The following is a 14,765-nucleotide window of genomic DNA, read 5'->3' on the forward strand; positions in this document are numbered from 1 at the left end:
TTAAAATCCTGCGGTGGTTAAACACCGTACCGGTTCGATTCCGGTCTTCGGCACCAAGAGACTTAAGCTAATTGCTTGAGTCTTTTTTATTGTAAAAGATTATGAAATTTTAATGATTTGGAAAGTTCATTAATAGGTTTGAACGTATATTTTAATTACATTGGAAAAAGAGAAGATTATTCTGAAGGAAACATCGATACATGGTTTTTATAAATATTAAGCAAATATTAAGCAAATGTTAATATGGTAATAATTGACCCTAATCTTGTTAGAAAGTTAAAATTATAGTATGTTTGAGAGTAACATATTTTAGTTACTAGCCATATTTATTTTAATTATTATGATGAGAGGTAGGAAAAGATGAAAAGCAAATTTTCTAATGTGGTATGGGGAATTATTTTTATTGCACTTGGTGCTTTTTATGCGGGAAATATTTTTAATTTATGGAGTTTTAACTTGTTTTTTAATGGATGGTGGACATTATTCATTATTATTCCATGTTTAATAGGTATAATTGAAAACGGATTAAGCACTGGAAATATTGTTGGTCTTATTATTGGCATTCTACTTTTATTGTCATCGCAAGATATTATTAATACTAGAATGATAACTAGACTTATTTTTCCGGTAATATTAATTTTAATTGGAATTAAAATTGTTTTTAGAGATAACTTTTGTAAAAATAGCAGTAAATATATTAATAGGAATGTTAATGTAGACAAGTGCCTAGAGTATACATCAATATTTACTAATCAAAAAGAGATTTATCCTAACCTAGCATTTGATGGAGCGAATGTTATGGCTATTTTTGGAAAAATTGAGTTAAATCTGTTAAATGCAATAATTAGTGAAGATATTGTTATTAATTCTACATCTATATGTGGTAAGATAGATATAATGGTGCCTAGAAATGTAAATGTGAAAATATCAAGTACACCTATATTTGGGGGTGCTACTAATAAAGCAAGATCATGTATTAATACAAACTCTCCTACTATTTATATTAACGCAACATGTATATTCGGTGGACTCGACTCCATATGAATTATAAAAAGAGATGCAGTACAAATGGTGCAAGAATCATTTGTACTGTGTCTATTTTTTGGAGCTTTTTGAGATATAAATTAATAATATCTTATATATTGGAAAAATAACAAAGGCAAGGGATTGCTTATTCAGACTTTATAGTTTTTATGAAAAAAAGTTTATTTATAAATTTCTATTAAATTAAGATTACCGACAAATTAATAATTATTTCAAATAGAAAGTTATAATCAGCTTTAGAGGTGATTTATTACTGTAGTTAGAACATTTTAGTTAAGCTTTATAGTAAAGAGAATAATCTAATAAATCATTAAATATTAGTGAAATTTAGATGAAGTTGTCCTACGAAAAATTTATGAGAGAAACATCATATGACATTTATCGTAAAACTAAGATGCTATAATCATATTACATTATTTGGAAATGAGGCGAGCCGATGTGCAATATGGATTAGGTATAAACAAATATGAAGAAATAGGTGAAATAACTAATATAAAGAGAAAAGCATGGATGAGAACATCTGTGGTAAAGTTAGGAGTGATTCTAGTTGTAGGAATTTTGCTTGGTAGAGTGAATTTATTATTAAATCAATCCGATAGTCGAGGTATAGCGCCTATTGGTATAGCCTACTTAATAGCTGTTGTTACAAAAGAAAATAAGAAAAACAGCTTAATTGCAGCGGTAGGAATTTCAATTGGATATTTAACAATAAACGACTTGCTAACAGATGGTTATGTATATTTAATAGCCTTGACTTTAATAGCATTATATTACGTTCTTATAGCTCCAGTTAGGAGAAGAAGAAAGGAATTTGAAAGTTTTATAATACTTTTGGGTAGTTTCTTTTTTTATGGCCTTCTAGTAAATAAATATGAATTGGGAGTAGACATAACTTTATGTTTAATTCAAACATTAATTGTTGTTCCTATATATTATGTTATTAAGTATGCATTAAATTCTTTAGAAGAAGTTAACACTAATTACTTTTTTTCTTCTGAAGAGATAGTTAGCATAGGAATATTTTTATGTCTAATAGTTTCTGGTATAGGCAATATTAATTTTTTGAACTACTCTATTAGAAATATATGTGCATTAACACTAGTTTTAGCAATTGCTTATATAGGCGGAGCAGCATATGGAGCTATGATTGGGGTTGCAATGGGGATAATGATTGGAGTTGCATCCAACGACATGATGTACAGTGTAGCTTTTTTTGGTGTTGGTGGACTTACTGTTGGTATATTTAAAGATACAGGGAAAATATTTTCAATACTTTCAGGTATAATAGTATATTCCGCATTAGCTTTGTATTCTAATGCAGTAACATTGAAGTTAGGGATTGAGGTTTTGGCTAGTTCATTTTTATTCCTATGCATTCCCAAGCCTGTATTTAAAAGTATTGAAGTTGAAATAAATCCATATAAGAAAAAGGCGTCTTTAGGTGAAATTCAATTAAATGCAATAAAGGAGGAATTTACTTTTAAGTTAAAGGAACTTACAAATGTGTTATTAACAATGTCAAAATGTTTAGGAAGCACCAGTGATAATGAAAAGTTATTAATTAAATCTAAAGGAAGTGCTTTGGTTGAAGCTTTAGCAGATAGGAGTTGCACAAGTTGTGAAAACAGGTCTTTATGCTGGGAAAGGGATTTTCATCAAACATTCAATTCTTTTCAACAGTTAATTCAAAGTTATGAAAATGGCATTTTAGCTATGCCGATAGATTTGCAAAAGAAATGCGTAAAAAATTTTACGCTCTTAAAGAGCACAGAAGGGATTGTAAATAATTACAATGTAAACGAAGCAATAAAGGAGCGATTAGCTGAAGGAAAAAATATCTTATCAGCGCATATATCGAATATATCATGTACATTAGATAACCTCTTAAATGATTTTAAAAGGGAAGTTAGTATTGATACTGATTTAGAAAGAATAGTAAAACGAACATTAAATAAAAATTTAATTAGTTATAGTGAAGTTTTTTGTTATATAGATAAAAGTGGTAGAATTAAAATTAGAATTAGTATGAAAAATTGTGAAGGAGGTAGTTACTTCGAGAAAAAGATACTTCCTTTGCTAAGTAGCGCTATGAGACTGAAGTTGTATATAGGAGATGATGGGTGTAATATTAATCCTAAAACAAATGAATGTAATGTTGTAATTGAAGAAAAACCGAAATATTATGTGATATCTTACGGAGCTATTGAACCCAAAGCTGGAGAAGGGCAAAGCGGAGATAGTTATAGTTTTGGAAAAACTGCTAATGGAAACTATATGACTATATTAAGTGATGGAATGGGATCTGGCCCTGAAGCATTTGAAGAAAGTAAATCAACTGTGGATTTGGTAGAGAAGCTGGTAGAGGCAGGATTTAATGAGGATGTAACGGTAAATACAGTTAACTCAATAATGGGGATGAGGTTTGCGGAAGGTGAGAAATATGCTACGTTAGATTTAAATAAAATAGATTTATATAATGGGGATGCGGTATTTGTGAAAATAGGTGCAGCACCTAGTTATATTAAAAGGGGACGTGAGGTAAAGGCTGTTAACTCTAAAAACTTACCATTTGGACTCGTTGATGAAGTTGATGTTGAGCTTATAAAAGAAACATTAAAACCTGGGGATGTTTTAATAAATGTAAGTGATGGAGTACTAGATATAGATAAATCTAACTCGGAAAAATCAACTTGGCTTGAGGAATATTTAATGGGAATTAATGCAGATCCGAGAGAGTTATCTCAAAAGATATTAGGGAAAGCAAAGAAATTGAGTAAGGGAATTATTAAAGATGATATGACAGTTGTGGTTTCAAAAGTTTATTTGAATAGTTAGGAGGTGAATTTAACCATTTCCTCAGATACTTAGATATATTAATAGCTGTTTCGAAGCTTTGAGCATGATTTAGTTTTGAAACAGCTATTAATAATTTATGCTTAGGTGTAATTTTAGATTAAATCCGATTTTTGATTTTTTAGAAAAATTATAGATGATATTAAATCCACTATAAAATAAAATTGTAATAGTGATTTCCCAGGAAATTTAGAATAAGAATTAAGTTGAAAAATAATAATGTTTACATCTATAATATATATGCGTAAAATATATTATACAGTATTATATTTAATTGTATGATATTACGAATAAGTAGGAGTGTTAATTTTTGTATAGAAAAGTACTATCTTATGTAAAAGATAATAATTTAATTAGTCCAGGAGATAAAATTTTAGTTGCTCTTTCAGGAGGGCCAGATTCAGTTTGTCTTTTAAATATCTTATATGACTTAAAAGAGGAATTGAATATAAGAATAGAGGCGGCCCATGTAAATCATCTATTAAGAGGTGACGATGCATTTAAAGATGAAGAATATGTAATAGATTTGTGTAATAAAATGGGAATAAAATGTTTTTTAAAGCGTGTTGATATAAATGCGTATTCAAAAGAATATAAAATGTCTTCTGAAATGGCAGGAAGAAAGGTTAGATATGACTTTTTTGAAGAAATTTTGATGAAAGAGGAATTCAACAAAATTGCTACTGCACATAATGCTAATGATCAGGCTGAGACGATTCTATTTAGACTTATGAGAGGAACGGGACTTGAAGGACTTGTAGGAATTAAAGCCAGCAGGGATAACAAAGTAATAAGACCGATTTTATGTCTTAGTAGAGATGAAATAGAAAAATATATAAAACTAAAAAATTTAAGACCTAGAATTGATAAAACTAATTTTGAAAAAGTATATAATAGAAACAAAATAAGATTAGATATATTACCATATATGAAAGAGAATTTTAATGTTGATATAATACAAACATTAAATAGGATGGCGTTGCTACTGCAAAAGGATAATCAATTTCTTGAAAATTTATCTTTAAGTATATACAATAAATATTGTGTAGAAAGTGATGATTATTTTATAATAAAAAAGGAAATATTTAAAGAAGAAGAACCCATAGTCAGCAGAGCCTTAAGGCATGCCATAACTAAATTTTCAAAATCAAATTATGATTTTGAAATGAAGCATATATATATAATTATAGACTTAGCAAAAAAAAATTCGGGAAAAGTTTTAGATTTACCTAATGAAATTTATGCTGAAAATATTTATGGGGATATATACATAAAAAGCAGAGTGGAAAAACCTCTTGTTACTGGCAAGAAGGAAATAGCTATTGATAAAGGTAATATATGCAAAAATGCAATAAAATTTTATGGTTATTATATTGAACTTTCAGTAATAAATAATTACAAAGAGAATAATATAAATTTAAATCAAAATAGTTTAATAAAATATTTTGATTTTGATAAAATAAATAAAATAATTTCATTAAGAACTAGAAGGAATGGGGATAAAATTACTCCGTTAGGGATGAATGGAACTAAAAAATTGAAAGATATCTTTATTGATATGAAAATACCTAAAGAAGAAAGAGATAATATACCCATTTTATGTTTTGATGAAAAAATTGCATGGGTTATTGGAATTAGAACATCAGAGGAATATAAGATTACTAACAAAAGTAAAAATATATTAAAAGTAGTCATTCAGAGAAAGGAATATTGATATGAAACAAGATATACAAGAAGTACTATTTTCAGAAGAAGTTTTAAAAAAGAGAATTAAGGAACTCGCAAGTGAAATAAGTAAAGATTATGAAGGAAAGGATTTAGTTGTAGTTGGGATTTTAAAAGGCTCAGTGATTTTTGCAGCAGAATTAATAAAAAATATATCTATTCACTGTGAGATAGATTTCATGGCTGTTTCTAGTTATGGAAATTCAGCAGAAACATCTGGTGTTGTACGAATTTTAAAAGATTTGGATAACAATATCGAAGGAAAGGATATCTTAGTAGTTGAAGATATTGTTGATACAGGAATTACATTAACATATTTACTTAAATACTTAGAGGCAAGGAAAGCAAATAGTATAAAAATAGTTGCTCTATTGAATAAGCAAGCTAGAAGAACATCTGATTTAGATGTTAAATACATTGGCTTTGAAGTTCCTGATGGATTCATAGTTGGGTATGGAATAGATTATGCTGAAAAATATAGAAATTTACCATTTATAGGGATATTGAAGCCTGAAGTATACGAAAAATAGAGATTGCAATTTTATTGTAATAAAAATATTCCTATGGTAAAATTTTAAATATGATGAGAGAGGGGGGCCTTGAATGAAAAAATATTCAAGTGCAGCTGTATGGATTGTATGTTCAGTCATGCTTGTTTTAGCAGCAGTTACTATGTGGCAAACAGGAAAAGGTTCTAGTGATATGGCATATAGCGCATTCATACAAAAGTGGAATGCAAATGAAATAGAGAGCATTGTAGTTAAAGAAGATAGTATGACAATAGAAGGTAAGACTACTGACAATAAGTCGTTTGTTACTTACGCTCCTGGTGAACTTGTAGGTTCATTAATAGAAAATCAACCTAAGCCAGATGTGAAGGTGGTTTTTGAAAAACCATCTAATAATGCAACATGGATTGCAACGTTGCTTCCATTTGTACTAATGGCGGTATTTATATTTATATTCTTATTTATCTTTACGCAACAATCACAAAGTGGAGGTGGCGGAAGAGGTGTAATGAATTTTGGTAAAAGTAAAGCTAAAATGGTAACACCAGATACTCAAACAGTCACATTTGAGGATATAGCAGGTGCCGATGAAGAGAAGGCTGAACTTGAGGAAATCGTTGACTTCTTGAAGTTACCAGCGCGATATATACAAATGGGAGCAAGGATACCTAAAGGTGTTTTACTAGTTGGACCTCCTGGAACAGGAAAGACATTACTTGCAAAGGCAATAGCTGGAGAAGCTGGAGTTCCGTTCTTTAGTATTTCAGGTTCAGACTTCGTTGAAATGTTTGTTGGTGTTGGTGCATCTAGAGTTAGAAGCTTATTTGAAGAAGCAAAGAAAAATTCACCATGTATAGTTTTTATAGATGAAATTGATGCTGTTGGAAGACAAAGAGGCGCAGGTTTAGGAGGCGGACATGATGAAAGAGAACAAACACTAAACCAACTTCTTGTTGAAATGGATGGGTTTGGTGCTAACGAAGGTATAATCATGATAGCAGCCACAAATAGGCCTGATATATTAGATCCAGCATTATTAAGGCCAGGAAGATTTGATAGGCAAATAATTGTTGGAGCTCCAGATGTAAAAGGTAGAGAGGAGATTCTGAAAGTACATACCAAGAAGAAACCTTTAAAAGAAGATGTTAAACTGGATGTGCTGGCTAAGAGAACTCCAGGCTTTTCAGGAGCAGATTTGGAAAATCTAACAAATGAAGCCGCATTACTTGCCGTTAGAAGAGATAAGAAACAAATTTCTATGTCTGAAATGGAGGAAGCAATAACTAAAGTAATTGCAGGACCTGAAAAGAAAAGTAAAGTAATAACAGAGCATGATAGAAAATTAACAGCTTATCATGAGGCAGGTCATGCAGTTGTTATGAGATTACTTCCGAATTGTGATCCGGTTCACGAAATAAGTGTAATTCCAAGAGGTAGAGCTGGAGGGTATACTATGCACCTTCCTAAGGAGGATACTTCATATACATCTAAATCTAAATTAGAAGATGAAATGGTTGGACTTTTAGGAGGAAGAGTTGCTGAAAAATTAATTATGGGGGATATAAGTACTGGTGCTAAAAATGATATTGATAGAGCCAGTCATATTGCGAGAAGTATGGTTATGGATTATGGTATGAGTGAAGATATTGGAACTATATCGTATAATACTTCGGGTCATGATGAAGTATTCCTTGGAAGAGACTTAGGTAAAGGAAGAGACTTTAGTGAAGAAGTTGGATCTAAGATAGATAAAGAAATTAAAAGGTTTATAGATGAAGCTTATGAAAAGGCAAATAAGCTGTTAAAAGAAAATATTAATAAATTACATGCAGTTGCACAGGCTTTAATTGAAAAAGAAAAGTTAGATGCTCAAGAATTTGAGGAAATTTTTGCAAACAATTAGCATTATAAAGCTATTTCGAAACAAATTGTTTTGAAATAGCTTTTATTTTATTTTTGCTATAATATTAGGTTTTCTAATGATTTATGAATATTTAAGTATACATATGTTAAATAATTAATATATAGAGACTTAGAAAGGACAGTGAAATTTTAGCTTAAGAATAATAATGATATTATTTATAAGGCGAATATTTTATACGAATTTGTATTTATTATTCGAAAGAACTTTTATTGCTTAAGTCGAAGTGATATAATGATAATACAATAAATCGAGTTTGGTTAATATTAGGAGGATACATAGATGAAAAGTGATATTCAAATTGCACAAGAAGCAAAGATGGAGCCGATAAAATATGTTGCCGAAAAATTAGGTCTTTGTGAAGATGATATTGAGTACTACGGGAAGTATAAATGTAAAATATCTTTAGATGTATATAATAAAGTTAAAAATAATAAGGATGGAAAATTAGTTTTAGTAACAGCAATAAATCCAACTCCAGCAGGGGAAGGAAAATCGACAGTTACTGTAGGCCTAGGCCAAGCTTTGAATAAAATTGGTAAAAACGCTGTAATAGCACTAAGAGAACCATCATTGGGTCCTGTTTTTGGGGTTAAGGGTGGAGCTGCTGGCGGAGGATATGCTCAAGTAGTACCAATGGAAGATATCAATCTTCATTTTACTGGTGATATGCATGCTATTACATCTGCTAATAATTTATTATCAGCCGCTATAGATAATCATATACATCAAGGGAATGTTTTAAAAATTGATTCAAGAAGAATAGTATTTAAAAGAGTTATAGATATGAATGATAGAGCTCTAAGACATATAGTTGTTGGAATGGGTGGGAAAGTTAATGGATTTGTCAGAGAAGATGGATTCAATATAACTGTTGCATCAGAGATAATGGCTATTTTATGTTTAGCGAGCGATTTAGAAGATTTAAAAGAAAGAATGGGTAATATTGTAGTTGCGTATAATTTAGATGGAGATCCTGTTTATGCAAAACAATTAGAAGTTCAAGGTGCTATGGCATTACTGATGAAGGATGCTATTAAACCTAATTTAGTTCAAACATTAGAAAATACTCCAGCGTTAATACATGGAGGTCCTTTTGCAAATATTGCTCACGGATGTAATTCAATAATGGCAACTAAGCTTGCATTAAAACTTGGAGAAGTAGTAGTAACAGAGGCTGGATTTGGTGCTGATTTGGGAGCTGAAAAGTTCTTTGATATTAAATGCAGATATGGTGAATTAAAGCCAGAGTGCGTTGTAGTGGTTGCAACAATAAGAGCTTTAAAACACCATGGAGGAGTAGCAAAGACTGAATTAAATATTCCCAATATTGATGCTTTATCAAGGGGAGTAGCTAATTTAGAAAAACAAATAGAGAATATCAAAAAATTTAATGTAACTCCTGTTGTTGCAATAAATAAGTTTATTACGGATAGTTCTGAGGAAGTAGACTTAATTAAAGAGTTCTGTGATAAAATGGGAGTTAAAGTAGCGCTATGTGATGTATGGGCTAAAGGTGGAGAAGGTGGAATTGAACTTGGTAATATAGTGTTAGATATATTAGATAATAATAATTCTAATTTTTCTCCAATTTATGATAAGGAAAAGTCTATTGAGGAAAAAATATTAACTATAGCTAAAGAAATTTATGGGGCTGATAAAGTTAATTATACACCATCCGCTAAGAGGCAGATTTCTGAGTTAGAAAAATTCCAATTGGACAAATTACCTATATGTATGGCAAAAACACAATATTCTTTATCAGATAATCCAAGTCTTTTAGGTAGACCTCAAGGGTTTGATATTACCGTTAAAGAAGTTAGAGTATCAAATGGAGCAGGATTTATTGTTGTTCAAACAGGAGATATAATGACAATGCCAGGTCTTCCTAAGGTTCCAGCTGCAAATAAGATGGATGTATTAAAAGATGGGGAAATAGTAGGATTATTTTAAGATGAAATTAGAAAATTTTAGAGAATTAGTTATTAAGAAAATAATGGATATCTTAAAATGCATTTAAACTCTTGACAAATTAATTAGAATTGTTAAAATTATATTGTTATTTTTTAATGAATTTCTAAATTAAGGCAGCTCTTTGGGCTGCTTTTAATTTAACTGTATTAAGGTGGTGCTTTCTATGATTTTACTTGTTGATGCAGGTAATACCAATATTGTTTTGGGAGTACATGATGGAGAAAGATATATAGCTAGTTGGCGTATTTCAAGTGAAGGAAATAAAACTTCAGACGAATATAGTATACAAGTTATGCAGTTATTTGACTTAAGTAAGATTAATCCTAAAGATATTACTGGAGTTATTGTTTCTTCTGTTGTTCCTAATATAATGCATTCTCTAGAGAATATGTTAAGAAAATGTTTTTATCATGAACCTATAATAGTTGGACCAGGAATAAAGACAGGGATAAATATCAAGTATGATAATCCAAGAGAGGTTGGAGCGGATAGAATAGTTAATGCTGTTGCAGCATATGAAATCTATAAAAGACCTGTTATAATAATAGACTTTGGAACAGCCACAACTTTCTGTGCAGTGAGAGCAAATGGCGATTATCTCGGGGGATGTATATGCCCGGGAATAAGAATTTCAGCAGATGCGTTATTTGAAAGGGCTGCTAAGCTTCCAAGAGTAGAATTAGAAGTGCCTAAGAATATGATTTGTAAAAATACAGTATCAAGTATGCAAGCAGGTATTTTATTTGGCTATATTGGGCAAGTTGAATATATAGTAAAAAAGATGAAACAAGAAATGAAAAATTCTAAGCATAAAGAGGAACCTTTTGTTTTAGCAACAGGTGGGCTAGCAAATTTAATAGCTAAAGGAACTGATGTTATAGATAAAGTTGATTCAGATTTAACATTAGAAGGATTAAAAATATTATATGAAAAAAATAAAGAAATATAAAAATTTTAAAGCCAAATAAAATAATAAAGGGTCCAAAAAAGTATACGAAGGTGAGGAGTACATTCTAAATGAAGATAAGGAATTTAACCTTTGAGAATAACATATTTTTGGCGCCTATGGCAGGTGTAACGGACATTTCTTTCAGAGGATTGTGTAAAGAAATGGGATGTGGATTAGTTTATACTGAAATGGTTAGTGCTAAAGCTTTATATTATGGAAGTGATAATACACAAGCATTACTTAGAACAGCTGATGAAGAAAGGCCTGTGGCGGCTCAGATCTTCGGCAGAGAACCAGAAATAATGGCAAATATTTGTGAGGAACATTTAAACGGTAGAGAGGATATTTGCATTATCGATATAAATATGGGGTGTCCAGCCCCTAAGATAGTTAAAAATGGAGAGGGATCTGCATTGATGAAAGAGCCAGATCTTGCATATGAAATTGTGAAGGCTATAAAAAAAGTATCATCAAAACCAGTAACTGTAAAGTTTAGAAAGGGGTTTGATGAAGATAACATTAATGCTGTAGAATTTGCAAAGAGAATGGAAGAGGCTGGTGCTGATGCGATTGCCATCCATGGACGGACCAGAAAGCAAATGTATCAAGGGATTGCTGATTGGGACATAATAAAAAAAGTTAAAGAGGGTGTATCTGTACCAGTAATAGGTAATGGAGATGTGTTTTCACCAGAGGATGCCATTAGAATGAAAGAAATAACTAATTGTGATGGTATAATGATTGCCAGAGGAAGTCAAGGAAACCCATGGATATTTAAGCAAATTAATAGCGCCTTAAAGAATGAGCCGATTCAAGAAATTTCGAATAAAGAAAAAGTTGAAATGTGTCTTAGGCATTATGAATTGGCACTTAAATATGACGGTGAGTACAAAGCTATAAGAGAAATGAGAAAACATGCATCATGGTATATTAAAGGATTACCAAGATGTACAGATATTAAAAATGAAATTAATACGATAGATGATAGCGAAAAGGTAATAGAAATTTTAATAAGTTATAAAGAAGAATTATGAAGTACATGGAGTTATGTTTATAAAAATTAAATTATCAATATTTATGGATTATATGTATTAAAAAAATAATTGTAGATATTATAAGAATAATAAGAATAATAATTATTAGTAATATGTTTACATGCTAAATTAATTTTGGGTTATTTTAGTGGAACAATTATTATATATAGTAATTTAAACAAACTCAGATCTATTCTTTATAAATAAGCTTAAGAACAATGACATAAGTTACTTTGATTTAGGATTTATTGACATATCATATATGCTGATTTATAATTAGTTAAATGATTTTGAGGCTAAAAAATTATCTTAAAATATTTAGATAAACAGAATTAAAATTGATATATAAGTAATATAATATCATAATAATAAAGTTAATCTAAGTATACCTAAGTGTTGCTCAGTTGCAAATTGAAACTAATGAGCATAAATTATTAATTAAATAAATTATAGAAGGTTTTAAAGGGGAGTAAAGTGTATGAGCCAATCAAAACAATATGTAATGACTTATGAAGGTGTTAAAAAATTAGAAAGTGAACTTGAATATTTAAAGACAGTAAAAAGAAAAGAGATAACTGAAAAAATAAAAATCGCATTAGGTTATGGAGATTTAAGCGAAAACTCTGAATATGATGAAGCTAAAAACGACCAAGCATTTACAGAAGGTAGAATAATACAATTAGAAAATATGTTAAAAAATGCAGTTGTTGTTGATGAATCAGAGATTCCAAGTGATATCGTTTCAGTTGGATCTAAAGTTAAAGTTAAAGATTATGAATTTGATGAAGAAGTAGAATATTCAATAGTAGGTTCAGCAGAAGCAGATCCTATGAATTTTAAAATATCAAATGAATCACCAGTTGGAAAAGCTTTAGTTGGTAAAAAAGTTGGTGACATTGTAGAAGTAACAGTTCCAGATGGAGTTAATAAATTTGAGATTTTAGGAATAAGTAGAAGTTAATTGGAGGTACAATATGTCAACAGAAGAAATGAGCATGCAGGAATTAGAGTCTCAATATAATGAACAAGAAGGTTTGAGAAGAGCTAAACTAGCAGAGCTACAAAATTCCGGAAAAGATCCTTTTGATGTTTATAAGGTAGATAGAACTCATACATCAGAAGAAGTTAAAGCAAATTATGATGAGTTGGAAGGCAAAGAAGTAACAGTTGCTGGAAGATTAATGTCTAAGAGAGGTCAAGGTAAGGTTGTATTCTCAGATATACACGATAGAGATGGAAAGATACAATTATTTTTAAAGATTGATAAAGTTGGAGAAGAAAATTTAAAACAATATAAGTCTCTTGATTTAGGTGATTGGGTTGCCGCAACAGGAGAGGTATTTACAACAAAAACAGGTGAAGTATCAATAAATGTAAATACTTTTGAATTAAATTGCAAATCTTTAAAGCCCCTTCCGGAAAAATGGCATGGATTAAAAGATCCGGATTTAAGATATAGACAAAGAGAAGTTGATATAATTACAAATGCAGAAGTTAAGGATACTTTTTTTAAGAGAAGTAAAATTATTTCTGCCATGAGAGAATTTTTGGATAATAAGGGGTTCTTAGAAGTAGAGACACCTATTCTAGGAGCAATAGCTGGTGGAGCAGCAGCAAAGCCATTTATTACTCATCACAATACTTTAGATATGGATATGTATTTAAGAATAGCAACAGAATTATATCTTAAGAGATTAATAGTTGCAGGTTTTGAAAAGGTATATGAGATAGGAAGAAACTTTAGAAATGAAGGTATGTCAGTAAGGCATAATCCTGAGTTTACTGCTATTGAATTATATGAAGCATATTCTGATTATAATGACATGATGGAAATTACAGAGAATATGGTTGCATATATTTGCGAAAAAATTAATGGAACTACTAAGGTAACTTATCAAGGTACTGAGATAGACTTTAAGCCACCATGGAGAAGAATTACTATGGTTGACGCTGTAAAAGAATATGCTGGAGTAGATTTCAATGAAATAAAATCTGATGAAGAAGCTCAAGCTATAGCAAAAGAAAAACACTTAGAATTTGCTAAGCCATTAAATACAGTAACAAAAGGCGAAGTCTTAAATGCTTTGTATGAAGAGTTTGGTGAAGCCAATATGATTCAACCTACATTTATTATGGATTATCCAGTTGAAATTTCACCTCTTACGAAGAAAAAGAGAGGGAATCCAGAATTTACTGAAAGGTTTGAAGGATTTGTATTTGGTAGAGAGCTTTGTAATGCATACTCAGAATTAAACGATCCTATAGTTCAGAGACAAAGATTTGAGCAACAAGCTAAGGAAAGAGAACTTGGTGATGATGAAGCATACATGTTAGATGAACAATTTATGAGTGCACTTGAAACAGGTATGCCGCCAACAGGTGGAATGGGAATGGGTATAGATAGACTTATAATGTTCTTAACTGATTCAGCATCAATTAGAGATGTTATATTATTCCCAACAATGAGACCGCAAAAATAGTATAGAATTTATTAAGATTCATGCATATTCGAATGGGAAATATGTATGAATCTTTTTTATATATTGAATATCATCTATTACAGGTAGTATATATTAGTTAAATAAAGCGATTTTTTGCATTATCGCCCTGGGATAAAACGTAAAATTTTAATTACGAAGTGAAAATTCAATCATAGAATGTATTTATTTTAACTTTTATTAGGAAATGTGTTAAAAAGGCTTGCATAATTAAAAAAAGCTGATATAATAGATTAAGTAATGACGTTCCGCGATAGC

10 protein-coding genes are annotated in these 14,765 nt (G+C 30.3%); all 10 read left to right on the forward strand.

Annotated features, from left to right (window positions below):
* The first annotated feature begins 360 nt into the window (after positions 1-360).
* The 10 genes from COL3_RS24415 to lysS all read left to right on the forward strand — a co-directional run bounded on the left by COL3_RS24415 (position 361) and on the right by lysS (position 14,489).
* Positions 361-1,044, forward strand: coding sequence for a LiaF domain-containing protein (locus COL3_RS24415; protein ID WP_008422741.1), 684 nt, complete (start codon positions 361-363; stop codon positions 1,042-1,044).
* 423 nt (positions 1,045-1,467) lie between these two features.
* On the forward strand, positions 1,468-3,879 hold the full coding sequence (spoIIE, locus tag COL3_RS24420) for a stage II sporulation protein E (RefSeq protein WP_099716745.1): 2,412 nt from the start codon (positions 1,468-1,470) through the stop codon (positions 3,877-3,879).
* Between the two features lie 328 nt (positions 3,880-4,207).
* A complete protein-coding gene (gene tilS, locus COL3_RS24425; RefSeq protein ID WP_008422739.1) occupies positions 4,208-5,611 on the forward strand; it encodes a tRNA lysidine(34) synthetase TilS in 1,404 nt (467 codons plus the stop codon).
* Between the two features lies 1 nt (position 5,612).
* Positions 5,613-6,152 carry a hypoxanthine phosphoribosyltransferase gene (gene hpt / locus COL3_RS24430; protein WP_008422738.1) on the forward strand — a complete coding sequence of 180 codons (540 nt, stop codon included), beginning with the start codon at positions 5,613-5,615 and terminating at the stop codon, positions 6,150-6,152.
* A gap of 73 nt (positions 6,153-6,225) precedes the next feature.
* Positions 6,226-8,034: an ATP-dependent zinc metalloprotease FtsH gene (ftsH, locus tag COL3_RS24435; protein WP_008422736.1), complete on the forward strand. Its 1,809-nt coding sequence runs from the start codon at positions 6,226-6,228 to the stop codon at positions 8,032-8,034.
* Positions 8,035-8,334: 300 nt separating this feature from the next.
* Complete coding sequence (locus COL3_RS24440) at positions 8,335-10,005, forward strand: formate--tetrahydrofolate ligase (protein ID WP_008422735.1); 1,671 nt, start codon at positions 8,335-8,337, stop codon at positions 10,003-10,005.
* A gap of 184 nt (positions 10,006-10,189) precedes the next feature.
* Positions 10,190-10,975 carry a type III pantothenate kinase gene (locus COL3_RS24445; RefSeq protein ID WP_008422734.1) on the forward strand — a complete coding sequence of 262 codons (786 nt, stop codon included), beginning with the start codon at positions 10,190-10,192 and terminating at the stop codon, positions 10,973-10,975.
* A 68-nt stretch (positions 10,976-11,043) separates the two neighbouring features.
* On the forward strand, positions 11,044-12,009 hold the full coding sequence (gene dusB / locus COL3_RS24450; RefSeq protein WP_008422733.1) for a tRNA dihydrouridine synthase DusB: 966 nt from the start codon (positions 11,044-11,046) through the stop codon (positions 12,007-12,009).
* A gap of 478 nt (positions 12,010-12,487) precedes the next feature.
* Positions 12,488-12,970, forward strand: a complete 483-nt coding sequence (gene greA / locus COL3_RS24455) for a transcription elongation factor GreA (protein ID WP_008422732.1) — start codon at positions 12,488-12,490, stop codon at positions 12,968-12,970.
* A gap of 13 nt (positions 12,971-12,983) precedes the next feature.
* On the forward strand, positions 12,984-14,489 hold the full coding sequence (lysS, locus tag COL3_RS24460; protein WP_008422730.1) for a lysine--tRNA ligase: 1,506 nt from the start codon (positions 12,984-12,986) through the stop codon (positions 14,487-14,489).
* Positions 14,490-14,765: the final 276 nt, after the last annotated feature.

Origin of the sequence: Clostridium sp. LS (assembly GCF_002760435.1) — a bacterium.
Classification (GTDB): Bacteria; Bacillota; Clostridia; order Clostridiales; family Clostridiaceae; genus Clostridium.

Excerpts from the sequence above, each read along its gene's own strand:
- COL3_RS24415 (WP_008422741.1), top strand. The coding sequence starts at position 361 with ATGAAAAGCAAATTTTCTAATGTGGTATGGGGAATTATTTTTATTGCA.
- spoIIE (WP_099716745.1), top strand. The coding sequence starts at position 1,468 with ATGAGGCGAGCCGATGTGCAATATGGATTAGGTATAAACAAATATGAA.
- hpt (WP_008422738.1), top strand. The coding sequence starts at position 5,613 with ATGAAACAAGATATACAAGAAGTACTATTTTCAGAAGAAGTTTTAAAA.
- ftsH (WP_008422736.1), top strand. The coding sequence starts at position 6,226 with ATGAAAAAATATTCAAGTGCAGCTGTATGGATTGTATGTTCAGTCATG.
- COL3_RS24440 (WP_008422735.1), top strand. The coding sequence starts at position 8,335 with ATGAAAAGTGATATTCAAATTGCACAAGAAGCAAAGATGGAGCCGATA.
- COL3_RS24445 (WP_008422734.1), top strand. The coding sequence starts at position 10,190 with ATGATTTTACTTGTTGATGCAGGTAATACCAATATTGTTTTGGGAGTA.
- dusB (WP_008422733.1), top strand. The coding sequence starts at position 11,044 with ATGAAGATAAGGAATTTAACCTTTGAGAATAACATATTTTTGGCGCCT.
- greA (WP_008422732.1), top strand. The coding sequence starts at position 12,488 with ATGAGCCAATCAAAACAATATGTAATGACTTATGAAGGTGTTAAAAAA.
- lysS (WP_008422730.1), top strand. The coding sequence starts at position 12,984 with ATGTCAACAGAAGAAATGAGCATGCAGGAATTAGAGTCTCAATATAAT.